We start from the raw sequence: 14,418 nt of genomic DNA, 5'->3' as shown, positions 1-14,418 counted from the left end.
TCGAGAACAACCTACGGTTCCAGGGTCAGTATTTTGACGAAGAATCCGGATTACACTACAACCGCTTCCGCTACTATGATCCGGGATGTGGGCGGTTTATTAACCAGGATCCGATTGGGCTTCTGGGCGGCACGAATAATTATCAGTATGCCCCTAATCCCATAGCGTGGATTGATCCTTTGGGCCTCAAGGCTAAGGAGGAAGGTTGCTCAAATGTGGGAGCGCGCCCGACACATACTCCCAAGGGTGAAAAAATAGTCTATTTCAATAAGGAGGAAATAAAATATAAGAGCATGTACGGCGGTGCTGAATATGAGTTTTATATAGATGGGCCTGACGATATGCTTGAGCTTGCATCTGCAACTGTAGATGCGGAAGCTGAGTCTTTACAGTTTTATATAAACAATAGATTCAATAGAGGAATTGTTTTAAAGGGGGAGGGATTTACAACCACTAATGAGATTCTGACGCGATCAATAGATATATATACAGATACATACGGAAAGCCTCCAAAGTCTTTAGACGGTACTATAATTAAAAAGAACCTACAGAACTTCCAAAAAGAATATCATGCAGCTCGAGAGATCGCTAATAATGAAATTCAAGACTCTGAGCTTTATACGGATGCCATTAAGAAAATATCTTTTGGTAGAGAGCGTGTAAATCTAGGGTATGATGACTTTGAAGTGACAGCTTGGGATAAAAAAGATGTTATTATTGATGGGGAAGTTTTTAAAGATGTCCCCACAAAAGTCAAAATTACTGCTAAGAAAACTAAAATTTAGAGTTAAGCATTATTGGAAGACTTTTAATATGATAAATAAGAGAGAACTTGTCAAAATGCTATGGGGGGCTATTAATAATGATCCCAAGTACATGGATGATAGAAGAATAGCGTCTACGAATAAAAACTCTTTTTGGAAGGAGGATGAGTGGATATGGGTGAAGAATATTGAAATGTTATTAAGAAAAATAAGAAAGGAGGTGGATAAATGTCACGCGAGTAGTGACTTTGATTTAGTTGAGGTTGTAGTTGGTTGCAGCGTAGATGAAAATATAGACGAATATATTGGTGGTCTATTGGTTGAGGTTAAAGAAAGTTTAAAAAATATAACAAATCCAGATGTTTAACTTCCATTTAGATATTAATTTTAGATAATTGGAATGCCTGATATAAATGTAACCACTTGTGTCTGGGCTAATCTCCATGGAAGAGTGAAATCCTTTTGAGCTATCAAGAAAAGCTGCTTAAAAGTGAAGAGCTTTCTAAATGGCGAAGTGAATGTATATTATCTTGCGAATTATTACTCGATTTCTTAAAAGAAAGTCCTATTGAAGTTGAGAAGATTATGCTTCTAGTGGGGGGCAGATGTCAAAATACCCCCCTGAAATTGCACACTGGTTTAGCATTAATTTAGTGAATAACGCATAGCCTCGCGTCTGTTGTGATTTATACGTGTTCGTTGATAGTAGGAAAGATGTACTTTTCTACCATGGGGAAATAACAGAGCACTAATGCAATGCCATGGGGCGCTCTGTTGCCGAAACTAGGCCGAAACCATAAGACAGTTCTTTCTATGTAACGATACTTGCTTACTCTGCAAGCAATATAGATCGACCATAGGATTTGTAAGGAAGTTGCTGTAATGAAAAAACTACGCACATATAGAGACAAAGAAGGCTTGTTAGTTGAGCTGCTGAGCTTGAACCTTCGCTATATATACGAAGGGGTGATCGAAGGCTCTCGATCGGGGGCTCACTATGTTTTTAGAAGCGAAATCGATAGAGAATTAACTGAAAACTCTTCTCTTTATGTCGTGGGATTCTCTGAAAAAGACCAGGAAGTAGAGAATCGGTGGGCAGATGAAAAGAAATGGCCTCCACATGAAGAGGTGACTGTGCGTTGCAGAAGCAAATGGGTTCCTGAGGGCAAAGATCCGCTTGGCTCTACTATTATGACGATTAGATGGTATCAGGACGAAGGAGACCCGTTTAGTTATCTCTCGAAGGTGTTGAGTAAAGTGGATTGGATGAGATTTGCAATTTATAAAGAATTTATAGATTAAGAATTTTCGAGCTATTGTAAATGGTTGCCCTCAAATTCGCTGAAATTTAATACTGTATGAACTCTATCACTTTGATGTAAGAAAAGAATTTCCCGACTTTAGAAAGGTTTATTTATATTTTAGTGGATTTTCTGATGAAAAAATTCAGAAGATTGGACATGGAGCATATTGGGCATTGGGTCATAGAGATACGATGTTTAACAAAATCTCCCGAGGCAGAATAAGTTTGAAAATGAAATGATAGTTGAATTCTTACAATACATATATGTCAATTTTATTGACTTTGGACTATATAAACCATACAGCCAAGTTAAATCCACCGATTGGAAATAAAAATAGATTAAAAGGAATAATATGAAACGAACTCTACTTCTCACTCTTAATGGATTGCTATTCGCAACAATGCTGTTGGCCTGCATTCAGAAGGTTATTATTCCTCTGATAACCATGACTATGGCGGCTAGTTTTTCTGAGGCTCTGGCGTTGATGAATGGAATATCCTGGTTGTTTTTGTTGCTACCTGTATTGTTTGCTATGCAGGTGTTCAATGTGATTCGTGAGCGGTGGTCTATCACGTCTTATGTCAGCAGCTTTGTATTTCTGATTCTCGGTGTTCTGATTCTGTGTACAGGTGTTGTGATGCTGTTTGTTGAACCGATCACGGGGACTTCCGTATCAACAGTTGCCGTAGCTTTGGTGATGGCTGTGACTATGTGGTCGAACGGGAGAGCATTAAAAACATATAAGGCCTGATTGATTCTAGTAGACCAATAGAGGCCCTATTGGTCTACTTCGACATCCTGGAAAGAAAGCTCTCCACCTCAATAATCCCAATTCGACCGTACTTGTAACTTCCAAGATCCATAAAGGTTCTGTTGGTGACCGTCGTCATCTCCTCAACGATAGTATGGCCGTGAAAAACGTGGTCGATGTTATCGACTCTTTGAGCCTTATCATCACTGATACCGCTAAAGCCACCCCAGAGCATATGGTAGGTGAGGGATGTGCCTGTGGAATTGTCTCTGACATCCATTGCGGAGAGGTCCTGCCTGACAGTGTGCCAATCGCAGATATCCGGTAAGCCTGCGTGTACCAAACCAACTTTGCCGCCAGGATCGTTTTTTGTCAGGTGAAGTTCGATGGCCATAGGGAGTTCAACTAAGGCTTCGTAGTATTCGGTAAGGGCCTCCTGGCTGAAATCCTCAGCCCAATCACCGCCCCAAGAATACCATTGCATGAAAACGTGGTTGTTTCCGGTTTCCATGGCATCAATCAGCATCAACTCATGGTTGCCTAAAATGGAAAAGAACCATGGCTTTCTTAGATAGTCGATAACCTGATCAGATTCCTGTCCTCGATCGATCAGGTCTCCTAAGCAGAATAATCGGTCCTTTTCTTTGTCAAAGTCGAGATGAGAAAGTTGTTCCTCCAACAGACTGAAATGGCCGTGTATATCAGAACAAATAAAGTCCCGGCCGGACAGATTGGATTGATAAGTTTGAAGTTTAGACATTCTTTTACAGGCTCCAAGCCTCTTCAGGCTGATTGCTTCGATAACAGCGACAGCATGTCTTCCGTCGATAGTTCTTCACCCACATGGTATCCCTGGATGTAATCGCACCCTGCTTGTTTCAGCCAGTCGAACTGTTCCTGGTTTTCCACACCTTCAGCAGTAACCTGTATATTCAGATTCTGGGCCAGTGAAATAATCGCCCGACAGAAGGCGGCATCTTTATTTGAGGTCAGGATATTCTTCACCAGCACCCGATCCACTTTCAGCATGGAAATCGGATATTGGCGCAGTACTCGCATTGAACTGGTATCCTGACCGAAGTCATCCAGGCAGATGCGGGGTCCAAGCGCAAGCAAACTGTTTAAACCGAAACGTTCATCCCAGATTTGCGAGGTTAGCGTGGTTTCGGTCATATCGAGCAAGACATACTCGGCGAAGCGATCGTCCAAGCCAAGGATGTTCTTCCAATGTTTGAGATGATGCTCATGCATCAACTGACGTCTGGAGATGTTCAAGGCAATGAAGGGGATGCTTTCGTCGTCAGAGACTTCGGAAATAATTCGCTGGTATAGCTGATGGGTTTGATCGAGTATCCAGTCTCCAATGGCCACGATATGGCCGGTATCTTCAGCGACAAAAATAAAATCTTCAGGTTTGAGTGTGCCCAGTCTGGGATGATTCCAGCGTATCAATGCTTCAACGCCCACCAGCTGCCCGGTTTTAGCGGCGACAATTGGCTGGTATTCCAGCAACATCTGATTGTTCGCTACTGCTTGCTGAATATCAATTTCCAGTAGTCCACGGTGTTTTGCCTCCCGGTTCATCTGGTCTTCGAAGAAGCGGAATTGGTTACGGCCGTTATCCTTGGCCTTGTACATGGCGATGTCGGCATGTTTCAACAGACTGCTGGGATCAATACCGTCCCGGGGGAACAGGGTAATACCGATACTTGCCCCCAGGACAACTTCATAGCTGTCGATTGTGAAAGGCTCGTGCAGCTGGTTGATCAGGGTCCTGGCGACATGACTGGCATCCATCTCATCACGTAAATGAGGAAGTACAACGGTGAACTCATCACCCCCGAGCCGGGAAAGCAGATCGCTCTCCCGAAGTCGATCCCTGAGTCGGTGAGCGACTTGCTTTAACAGCTTGTCACCAGCGTCATGGCCAAGATTGTCGTTAACCTGTTTGAAGTGATCCAGATCGATAAACAGCAGTGCAAAATATTGGTCTTCGCGGCGATGGGTGGCGATCAACTGGCGCAGATGTTCAAACAGGTGGTTGCGGTTGGGAAGTTGGGTAAGGGGGTCAAAATAGGCCTGAAAACGAACATGCTTTTCAGTTTTTACCCGTTCAGTAACGTCGTGGATAACCAGATAGAAATAAATGTTGTCGCCGGATTGCATCGTCGATTTGTAAATTTCGACGTCCCTTTCTTCACTGTCAGCGACTCGACACTTGGCAATGGTTACGCCTTTTTCTCCAAGAGTATTCGCCAATTCCTGAGCATTGGCGTTACCAATAATCAGGTTCGTAAGAGGAATATCCTCCAGCATCTGCTGGGTGAAACCAAATAGATCGCATGCCGCCTGGTTGGCTTTGAGTATACGGATTCCATTATCGTCGACGATTAACTGAGGTGCGGTTGACTGGTCAAATATGGCGTAGTGGTGAAGCTGGCTGGCATTTAACTGACGCTGAGAACTCCATTGCCTATAGAGTAAGAAACCTGCTATCAACAGCAGTATTCCTGCGGTGGCGTCCAGCCACATGGAAGCGAGCAGGGTTTTGGCAAGGTCTGCTTTGGGGAGCAGGAATACCAGATGCCAGGAGGGGCCATCGAGGTTGCTTCGGGTAATATAAATGTCTTTGATGGAAGCGAAATCGTTATCGGGGACATCAAACGGATGATTGATAAATGTTGCGACGTCTTCGGGCAGCAAATCAATAAAATTCAGGCTGTAGGCAGAGCCATCTGCATGCGAAGGTAGGCCGCTTAGGACTTGGTTGGCATTATCTACAAGGAGCAGCTTTCCGGTGTTTCTGATTGTCCTGGGGAGCTGTTGGAGCATACTGCCTATATTGACCTCCATTGCCAGTAACCCACGCAGAGCCTGTTGACTGTATATTGGTTTGACCATGGTAGCCAGCAGCCGGTTGTTCTCCGAGTCTACGGATGTCGAGGTCCAGAACAGTTCATGTCGGGGATTCTGGTAAGGGCGGGCCAGATCATAAAATGCGTGTACCAGAGAGTTTCCGTTGGAAGAGGGGAGACGAGCTTCGTTTGCTGGAGACGTGTAAACGAACTGCTCTCTGGAAAAGTAATAGGTTCTGACAAGGCTGGGAAGTTCTTTCTGAGACGAGTAAAAGGTATCCGTTAAATAAAGCGCAATATCAATTTCCCGGTAGAACCCCTCCGGTCGCCCTTCATAGTCCCCAACACCAAGTAATTTTGCCTGAGGGTGTACGGTGTTAGGAATCTCAATACTGTAGGTATTGGTCGCTTCAGCACGAATCAGTCTATTGGCGGGAAGAATTCTCGGTGGTGTTCGAGGATCCATCAATTGCTCAGAAAAGATGCTGCTGATCAGGTTGTGATGCCGCTCATAAATGGCTATGTGCTGACTCAGGTCTTCCCCGAGGTGGACGAGATCATTTTTCAGGTCCGCCCGCAATTGAGTCTTTCTATGAAAGTAGTCACCGATCAGCAGACCCACCACGACTACCGGAAGCAGAAAATAGATAACTGTGCGGAGCAAGGTCTGAAATGATCCCATTGATATCCGTGGCTGGCTTAACGGTTTGTTTTAAAAACGGTTAACGTTTGGGGTTTGATTGTTTTTGTTTATGGATGCCGATCCACAACATACGGTAAAAAAGTATACGTTAAGATTAGTCAGGTTAGCCAAAAATGAGAGGTAAAATGATGAAAAAGCTCAGCAAAGACCAAAACAATCCGGCCCACAAGTGAAGGGCCGGATTCGTAAAGGACTAGAAGGACTAAAAGGAAATTTTGTCGCCAAGTCCCAGGTTGTCCCAAACTGCGAGGCTTGGGGCGGCTTGATTGAGAGTGTAAAAATGAAGGCCAGGTGCGCCGGCTTTCAGTAATTCCTCACATAGTCGGGTGACTACTTCCTCTCCAAACTTGACGATGCTGGCCATGTCGTCTCCATAGGCTTCCAATTGCTTGCGTATCCAGCGAGGGATTTCTGCTCCACACATATCACTGAAGCGAGCCAGCTTGCTGTAATTGGTGATGGGCATAATGCCGGGAACAATTGGAATATTCAGGCCCGCTTTCTCACAACGTTCTACAAAGTAGAAGTATGCCTCAGGACTGTAGAAATACTGGGTGATCGCGCTGGTTGCCCCAGCTTCAACTTTACGTTGGAAGTTTCGCAGATCATCTTCAGCATTCCTGGCCTGAGGGTGGAATTCCGGATAGGCCGCCACTTCGATAGAGAAGTGTTCACCGGTATGTTCGCGAATAAATTCAACCAGCTCGTTGGCATACCTCAACTCTGCCGAGCCCCCGGTACCCATACCTGAGGGCAGGTCACCCCGTAGGGCCACAATCCGCTGAATGCCGTTTTCCTTGTAGAGGTCCAGGAGTTCGGCAACCGACTCCCGGGTAGCTCCGACACAGGAAAGGTGCGGGGCTGTTGAAATGCCTTGTTTGTGCAGAGTCAGAACCGTGTCGATGGTTCTTTCCCGGGTGGAGCCGCCGGCACCGTAGGTGACCGAAAAGAAATCAGGGTTACGGTCCGCCAGTTCATCACGCACAGTCTGCAGCTTCGCCATACCTTCCTGACTTTTGGGAGGGAAGAATTCAAAGCTGAAACGACGTTTAAATTGCTTTTGGGTTTCCATTAACTCAAGTCCCGAATGTGATGACGGGCAGGCGGGAGTGTGCTCCCGCCGTTAGCATCATCTTTATATTAGTATTTGTAATCGTTAGGTTTGTACGGCCCATCGACGGTCACGCCGATGTAGTCCGCCTGGGTTTGGGTCAATTTGGTAATCACTCCACCAAAACCTTCCACCATATACCGGGCTACTTCTTCGTCCAATTGCTTGGGTAGCACTTTAACGTAGAGTTTTCCGGCTTTTTCTGCCGCTGGCAGATCACCGAACTTCTCGCCGTACAGATGCATTTGAGCCAGGACCTGATTAGCGAAAGAACCATCCATAATGCGCGATGGGTGACCGGTGGCGTTCCCCAGATTTACCAGGCGACCTTCAGACAGCAGGATCAGATGATCATTGGCGTCACGGTTGCGGTAGATCTTATGGACCTGGGGCTTCACTTCTTCCCATTCCCAGTTGTCACGAGTGAATTTGGTATCGATCTCATTATCAAAGTGGCCGATATTACACACCACGGCGCCGCTCTTAAGGGCTGCGAGCATATGTTTGTCACAGACGTTGACGTTACCCGTGGTGGTCACAAGCAGGTCGGTATTGGCCAGCAGCTCTTTGTTGATAGAAGCAGCTGTACCGTCGTTCTGGCCATTGATATAAGGTGATACCACTTCAAAACCGTCCATACATGCCTGCATGGCACAAATGGGGTCAATTTCGGTGACTTTGACGATCATTCCTTCCTGGCGCAGGGAGGCTGAGGAACCTTTGCCCACATCGCCGTAACCGATAACCAGGGCTTTCTTACCCGCCATCAGGTGGTCAGTACCACGCTTGATTGCATCATTTAGCGAGTGGCGGCAGCCGTACTTGTTATCGTTCTTGCTCTTGGTGACGGCGTCGTTCACGTTGATCGCAGGTACTTTTAACGTGCCTTTTTTCATCATGTCGAGCAGGCGATGGACACCAGTGGTGGTTTCTTCAGAAATACCATGGATCTTTTCCAGCATTGCCGGGTATTCATTGTGCAGAATTTCGGTCAGGTCGCCGCCATCGTCCAGCACCATGTTGGCTTCCCATGGGCTGCCGTCTTTCTCGATGGTTTGTTTGATACACCAGACGTACTCTTCCTCAGTTTCACCTTTCCAGGCGAAAACCGGAATGCCAGCAGCAGCAATAGCCGCAGCCGCATGATCCTGGGTGGAGAAAATGTTGCAGGAAGACCAACGCACTTCGGCGCCCAGAGATACCAGGGTCTCAATCAGTACAGCCGTCTGGATGGTCATATGGATACAGCCAAGAATTTTGGCTCCAGCCAGAGGCTGCTCGGCACGGTACTTTTCACGCAGAGCCATCAAGGCCGGCATTTCACCTTCGGCGATCTCAATTTCTTTCCGCCCCCAGGCAGCCAGGCTGATATCCGCGACTTTGTAATCGGTGAAGTTATCTACGCTTTGTAATTGTGACATGAGTGGTGTCCTTTCTTGTTTGGCTGCCCCACCGGATATGGTGAGGCAGCAGGGTCAGTTTCAGGGCTTATAGGCCGGCTTCCGCACGCAGGGCTTCTGCCTTGTCTGTTTGCTCCCAGGTAAAGTCGTCGCCAGTACGTCCGAAGTGGCCGTAAGAGGCTGTTGGGCGATAAATCGGACGACGCAGGTTCAGCATTTCAATCAAGCCACCGGGACGCAGGTCAAAGTGCTTACGCACCAGTTCTGAAATCAGACTGTCGTCCACTTTTCCGGTGCCGAAAGTGTTAATGGAGATAGAGGTGGGTTCGGAAACACCGATAGCGTAAGACACCTGAATTTCACAACGGTCAGCCAGACCCGCAGCAACGACATTCTTCGCAACATAGCGGCCTGCATAAGCGGCAGAGCGGTCTACCTTCGAAGGATCTTTCCCGGAGAAAGCTCCTCCGCCGTGACGAGCCATACCACCGTAAGTATCAACGATGATCTTACGGCCGGTCAGACCGCAATCGCCAACTGGGCCGCCAATGATGAACTGGCCAGTCGGATTGATATGGAATTTGGTGTCCTTGTGCAGCCACTCTGCAGGCAGGACGTGCTTCATGATTTCTTCCATGACAGCTTCGCGAATATCCGCCTGTTTAATGTCAGGAGAATGCTGGGTGGACAGGACTACCGCATCAACAGCAACCGGCTTACCGTTTTCGTAGCGCAGTGTGACCTGGCTCTTGGCATCCGGACGTAGCCACGGAAGAATGCGATTCTTACGCAGGTAGGCCTGACGCTCCACCAAACGGTGAGAGTAGAAAATAGGGGCGGGCATCAACACATCGGTTTCGCTGGTGGCATAACCGAACATCAGTCCCTGGTCACCTGCGCCAAGGTCTTTGGCTTCGGCTTCATCCACGCCCATGGCGATATCGCTGGATTGTTTACCGATAGCGTTAAGGACTGCACAGGAGGCACCGTCAAAGCCAACATCAGAGCTGTCGTAACCGATGTCCAGAATGACGTTACGGACAATATCTTCCAGATCGACATAAGTGTTGGTTCTGACTTCACCGGCAATGACGGCCATACCGGTTTTTACCAGGGTTTCCACCGCAACACGTGCATGAGGATCATCTTTGATGATGGCATCCAGAATGGCGTCGGAAATCTGATCCGCCATTTTGTCCGGATGGCCTTCGGAAACAGATTCAGAAGTAAAAATGGAGTACTCGCTCATGGCATGCTTCCTTTTATTCAGGCTGAAAAAGTGGTGGGGTATTCACCGTTAATAAATGAATTGCTTTCCTGGTGGGGAGGCATAATCAGCTGCCCACCGTGTTGGCGTCTGGCAATAAATCAACTGCTGCCAGTGTCTCTTGGTTCAGGTCCGGTAAAGCAAATTGTCGTACCTGAATCTGGAACCCGTTCCGGACCCCAATATACAAACTCTCCCCCTCTTGCAGACCGGCTTCATCGGCCCATTGGGAGATCTCCTTACTGTCAAACCCCAGCCACAAGTCTCCACAGGATTCTCTGGCCCAGGTTTGGTTATGACGGCTTAGCTCACTGATGACCAACACCCCGCCGGAGTTCAGCAATTGGGTGCAGTCGCTGATCAAGCTGGCCGGTGAGGGGACATGGTGTAGCACCATATTGATCACAATCGCATCCACCTTGATATTTCGCTGTAATGCATCTGTGGTGGTGCCCAGCAGGAATTCGATATTGTCCAGCCCTTGTGTTTGAGCAAGCTGGCGGGCTTGTTCCAGCATCTCAGATGAATTGTCCAGAGCAATAACCTGGTTGAACATTTCACTGAGATCCTGCAGGAAAGCTCCTTCTCCAGGGCCGATCTCCAATACCACGGACATCTCGGACTGCTGTACATTTTCCAGCAATTCTCTGGCTGGTTTAGAGTATAGACCGTATTCGGCGATGAGCTCCTGATGAGCCTTGAAGTGCTCGGCGTTACGGGCAAAAAATGCCTGGCTTTGCAGCGCTCGTTGTTCCCGGACCTGGGCAATTCCCGTCTGGGTCGTGTCAGTGATGGATAATAGATCAACACTTTCCAACAAATTAAGGCGGGCAGTATCCGTTGGGGTCTCACCCAGTAATACCGGTCGACGGTAAAAAATACTATTACCTTCCCGCTGGGTCTCAACCAGACCTGCCTTGGCCAAAACCTTCAGATGGTGACTCATCGCGGACTGGCCCACATCGAATATGGCTGCCAGCTCCAACACGCCGTAGGCATCCCGCTCCAGAATCCTCAGTATTTCCAGACGCATAGCGTCGCCGCTCGCCTTAAAAATCTGGGCAAGTTCGCTATACGCGTCCTGTGTATGGACCTTGTCTGAGAAAGTGGTTTGAGTATTCATTAGTAGGCGAGTTTAGCAGCATCAACATCTGCTAACAATATCTATATCAAAAAACATTGATATAGATTATAGGGCTAAAGCTGTAGGAGGGATGAGCGTGGATGCGGGCTAACAGTTCATTGTCGCTCGTTTCATCCTTTTTACTGTTATTGAGTCGGGAAAATACGGATAAATTCCCTCTCCTTAGACTTCATGGATTTCTGTTTCTGTTTCTGTTTCAGTGGAATGTGGTCCAGACAATTCCCGTCGAGAAGGCTGATACATGCCATGTATGGCGCAGTTACAGCGATTCATTGATAAAATTAGCTTCAAGCCCTATTCCGGCAGGTGAAGAGAAGAATATTTGAGTCATTCCAATTTCTGGTACTGATGCACTTTCGTAGTTCACAGAAAGGCTGTTCAATCTTCTCAGGAGGTCATGTAATCCACTCATTTGGAGGGCTACATGATCCAGGTAGCCTTGCTTATCACTCTGAAAGTGTTCATTGCTTTCAGTCAGGTGAATAATGGGATTGTCCTCGTGGTAAAGCCAATATCCATCTCTGCTGAAACTGGGTCTGAATCCTACCTTTAATTTGAATACTTCACAGAAGAACTCCTTTTCCACTAATAGAAGTTCTTGTGGCGCACTGATATTAATATGCTCGATATGCATGACGTCCTGTGTCGTAGTGGTTTGAGAATGTTTCATTCAAAGCCTTTTGCAAGGCTCTCCAAATTTTGCAAGGTTCTTCAAATAGAGAGGCGACTATAGAAAATCTGACACTCTAAACTTGGTGCAATCAATTAAATAGCAGTCGAGATCAAATATAGTTACAAATGTCTTGCTATGAATGAGTGTTTTCTCGCGATACACGGATAATGAGTATCGATTTGAAAAGCTGATGGTTGCCGTCTCTTTTACAGCGCCTGACAGAATCGTGCTGCTAACGGTATCGTTATGAACTCTTTTGGATAGTTGTTCTAGTGAGTACTGGTGGCGCGCACCTGCCTTCGCAGAACCGACCTGTCTGATTGCGTCGGGTAAAAACCACGTGATAACAGATGCGAGCCATTCCATGTTAAGTGCTCTTCTCCACGGCTAATTGCTTTCTGGATCGGATTGTCAGGTGGCTATTTAGTGACAAGCCACAACGCGTGAATGACTCCTGGTAGAAAAAATACTAGGCATAAGACGATGTTGATAACCAAATCTTTACCAACGCCTTTCTTTAGAAATACGGCTATTGGCGGAAGAAATATCGCAAGAATAATGAGTACAAGTTTGTTCATACTATTTCACTCTGAAAATTCCAATAACGATACAGATCGCACCTCCCACCATACCGGCCCAGGCCTCGATAGGAGTTTCTCCACTCAGGACTCTACTCACCTGCGAGCTGGCCGAATCGTAGACATTGTAGCCCCAGGCAACCAAAGCAACGCCGATGATGATTAACACGATGCCGATAATTTTTTTGTTCATATAGCCTCATTCATTAGTTGGTGGCGCTGATAGTCTTTACAGGATAATAGGGGACAGATACGCATAAAGCACGTATCTGCCTATTTTTCCAATATGCCATATTACCTTTCGATGTATTTTGGTAAACAGCTGGGTACTACTGCTGATTAACAACTATGACTTTTCTATGAGGGAAAGGAATTTCGATATTGGCATCGTCCAGTGCTTTCTTGATTTGTTCGGGGATGGAATAGCGAATGCTGAAATAATGTTGCCCCTCGCAAAATGGCCGGACCAGAAAATCCACTGAACTGTTGTTTAAAGTTTCAACTTCTACAAATGGTGCTGGCTCATTCAAGATAAGGGGGTGGTCTGCCAGGACTTTGTCGATAACCTTTCGGGCCTTATCAATGCTTTCTCCATAAGCGATGCCAAATCTCATATCTACACCGCGAATAGTGTGATGGGAATTATTGATAATTTGTTCGCCCCAAATCTTACCGTTTGGAATGATGATCTGTTGATTATCAAAGGTCTGCAAAATAGTCGTAAACATATCGATTTCGGTAACCTTTCCAAACTTTCCTGCGACCTCTACAAAATCGTTTACTTTATATGGCCGGAAGATCAGCAGCATTACCCCCGCTGCCAGATTGGTCAGTGTGCCCTGGAGCGCCAACCCAATGGCGAGCCCCGCAGCGCCTAATAACGCAATGATTGAGGCTGTTTGCACACCGAATCGGTTTAGTACGGCGATCCCCACAAACGCTAATATAGTGTAGCGGGTGAGGCTGCCAAAAAATCTGAACAGGGTATCGTCGAGCTGCTCATGCTTATTGGCAAACCCTACCACGGACTTGTATGCCTTGCCCGCAATCCAAACGCCTATCACCAGGATGATCAGTGCCAGTAAAATGTTGGTGGCCCAATCCAATGCCGTTGGCAAGTATTGATTGATATCCAATTTGCCAATCAATTTTTCCATAGTAGATCTCCTCACTTGAAGCCAGATGGAATATATCGGGGTGGTCAAAAATCTAACCTTGGCCGAGCAGGTGGTGCGATAATTTTATTCAGAGTTATATTTAAGCACGTTAATGTGTATCTGACTCTTATTTGTTTAGAAATACATACTTCCGCAATGCTTGTTATGTTGCGCAACCACCTAACGGGAATTATGCGCTATCGGGCGAAAGGTCTTAGCTCTACTATCTTCATATATGTTTATCTATAACTCATTCTTTAGAGGTTATTTTTGAGGAGCCGATACCTTAACATTTGTAGGGGCGGACCTATGTGTCCGCCCAGCGGGTTTTCAGTCAGCAAGAGGAAACATGTGGCCCGAGAGCCTTAAATCCCACTATATCCCGGAACGAAAACAACCGTCCCCTCGGTAACTTCCCTCCTTAGTTTCGATAGTTCTTTGCTCTCTTCAGATTCATAGAAAGCCCGGGCCTTATCCGCACTTTCAAATTTGTAGGTCACCATATGAGTGTATGGTGAACCTTCAAGGCGTGTCACCGAAGAGGCAATAACCAGCTCACCACCATACTTTTCAACAATAGGCAGGGGTTCTACCCCGTTTCCACGGACGGTTTTAAAACGGCTGATAACTTCCGATCCTGAAGGGCAACTCTACGCCGCATCCTAGGATTATGGAACCGCTCGATGTAATCAAAAATATCTGCTCGCGCTT

The 14,418-nt window shown here is 46.6% G+C and carries 15 protein-coding genes and 1 pseudogene; 4 read left to right on the top strand and 12 right to left on the bottom strand.

What is annotated here, in order from left to right; translation table 11 throughout:
- The 4 genes from BTA51_RS30860 to BTA51_RS28485 form a co-directional block, all read left to right on the top strand.
- A partial coding sequence (locus BTA51_RS30860; RefSeq protein ID WP_141215695.1) for an RHS repeat-associated core domain-containing protein occupies positions 1 to 785 on the top strand: 785 nt, incomplete at its 5' end.
- A gap of 28 nt (positions 786 to 813) precedes the next feature.
- Entirely contained in the window at positions 814 to 1,131 is a 318-nt protein-coding gene (locus BTA51_RS28495) for a hypothetical protein (protein ID WP_094712488.1), read from the top strand.
- 515 nt (positions 1,132 to 1,646) lie between these two features.
- Positions 1,647 to 2,066, top strand: a complete 420-nt coding sequence (locus tag BTA51_RS28490) for a hypothetical protein (RefSeq protein ID WP_094712487.1) — start codon at positions 1,647 to 1,649, stop codon at positions 2,064 to 2,066.
- A gap of 354 nt (positions 2,067 to 2,420) precedes the next feature.
- The gene (locus BTA51_RS28485; protein ID WP_094712486.1) at positions 2,421 to 2,819 is read left to right on the top strand and encodes a hypothetical protein; all 399 of its coding nucleotides are present in this window, start codon (positions 2,421 to 2,423) and stop codon (positions 2,817 to 2,819) included.
- Between the two features lie 34 nt (positions 2,820 to 2,853).
- Here the strand turns inward: BTA51_RS28485 and BTA51_RS28480 are convergent, their stop codons facing one another.
- The 12 genes and pseudogenes from BTA51_RS28480 to BTA51_RS28425 form a co-directional block, all read right to left on the bottom strand.
- Complete coding sequence (locus BTA51_RS28480) at positions 2,854 to 3,579, bottom strand: metallophosphoesterase (protein ID WP_094712485.1); 726 nt, start codon at positions 3,577 to 3,579, stop codon at positions 2,854 to 2,856.
- Between the two features lie 23 nt (positions 3,580 to 3,602).
- On the bottom strand, positions 3,603 to 6,356 hold the full coding sequence (locus tag BTA51_RS28475; protein ID WP_094712484.1) for a bifunctional diguanylate cyclase/phosphodiesterase: 2,754 nt from the start codon (positions 6,354 to 6,356) through the stop codon (positions 3,603 to 3,605).
- Between the two features lie 223 nt (positions 6,357 to 6,579).
- On the bottom strand, positions 6,580 to 7,449 hold the full coding sequence (metF, locus tag BTA51_RS28470) for a methylenetetrahydrofolate reductase [NAD(P)H] (RefSeq protein ID WP_094712483.1): 870 nt from the start codon (positions 7,447 to 7,449) through the stop codon (positions 6,580 to 6,582).
- 68 nt (positions 7,450 to 7,517) lie between these two features.
- The gene (gene ahcY, locus BTA51_RS28465; RefSeq protein WP_094712482.1) at positions 7,518 to 8,909 is read right to left on the bottom strand and encodes an adenosylhomocysteinase; all 1,392 of its coding nucleotides are present in this window, start codon (positions 8,907 to 8,909) and stop codon (positions 7,518 to 7,520) included.
- Between the two features lie 67 nt (positions 8,910 to 8,976).
- On the bottom strand, positions 8,977 to 10,137 hold the full coding sequence (gene metK / locus BTA51_RS28460; protein WP_094712481.1) for a methionine adenosyltransferase: 1,161 nt from the start codon (positions 10,135 to 10,137) through the stop codon (positions 8,977 to 8,979).
- Between the two features lie 85 nt (positions 10,138 to 10,222).
- On the bottom strand, positions 10,223 to 11,278 hold the full coding sequence (locus BTA51_RS28455; RefSeq protein ID WP_094712480.1) for a metalloregulator ArsR/SmtB family transcription factor: 1,056 nt from the start codon (positions 11,276 to 11,278) through the stop codon (positions 10,223 to 10,225).
- Positions 11,279 to 11,558: 280 nt separating this feature from the next.
- A complete protein-coding gene (locus tag BTA51_RS28450; protein WP_210404945.1) occupies positions 11,559 to 11,969 on the bottom strand; it encodes a hypothetical protein in 411 nt (136 codons plus the stop codon).
- A gap of 422 nt (positions 11,970 to 12,391) precedes the next feature.
- Complete coding sequence (locus BTA51_RS28445; protein WP_094712478.1) at positions 12,392 to 12,550, bottom strand: YqaE/Pmp3 family membrane protein; 159 nt, start codon at positions 12,548 to 12,550, stop codon at positions 12,392 to 12,394.
- A 1-nt stretch (position 12,551) separates the two neighbouring features.
- Positions 12,552 to 12,743: a DUF3185 family protein gene (locus BTA51_RS28440; RefSeq protein ID WP_094712477.1), complete on the bottom strand. Its 192-nt coding sequence runs from the start codon at positions 12,741 to 12,743 to the stop codon at positions 12,552 to 12,554.
- 136 nt (positions 12,744 to 12,879) lie between these two features.
- Complete coding sequence (locus tag BTA51_RS28435) at positions 12,880 to 13,707, bottom strand: mechanosensitive ion channel family protein (RefSeq protein ID WP_094712476.1); 828 nt, start codon at positions 13,705 to 13,707, stop codon at positions 12,880 to 12,882.
- 365 nt (positions 13,708 to 14,072) lie between these two features.
- On the bottom strand, positions 14,073 to 14,285 hold the full coding sequence (locus tag BTA51_RS28430; protein WP_256385770.1) for a DUF1330 domain-containing protein: 213 nt from the start codon (positions 14,283 to 14,285) through the stop codon (positions 14,073 to 14,075).
- Between the two features lie 11 nt (positions 14,286 to 14,296).
- Positions 14,297 to 14,418, bottom strand: a pseudogene (locus tag BTA51_RS28425) (IS3 family transposase); the annotation flags it as partial.

The organism is Hahella sp. CCB-MM4 (genome assembly GCF_002260525.1).
Taxonomy (GTDB): Bacteria; Pseudomonadota; Gammaproteobacteria; order Pseudomonadales; family Oleiphilaceae; genus Hahella.
This window is presented reverse-complemented; position numbering and strand designations above follow the sequence as displayed.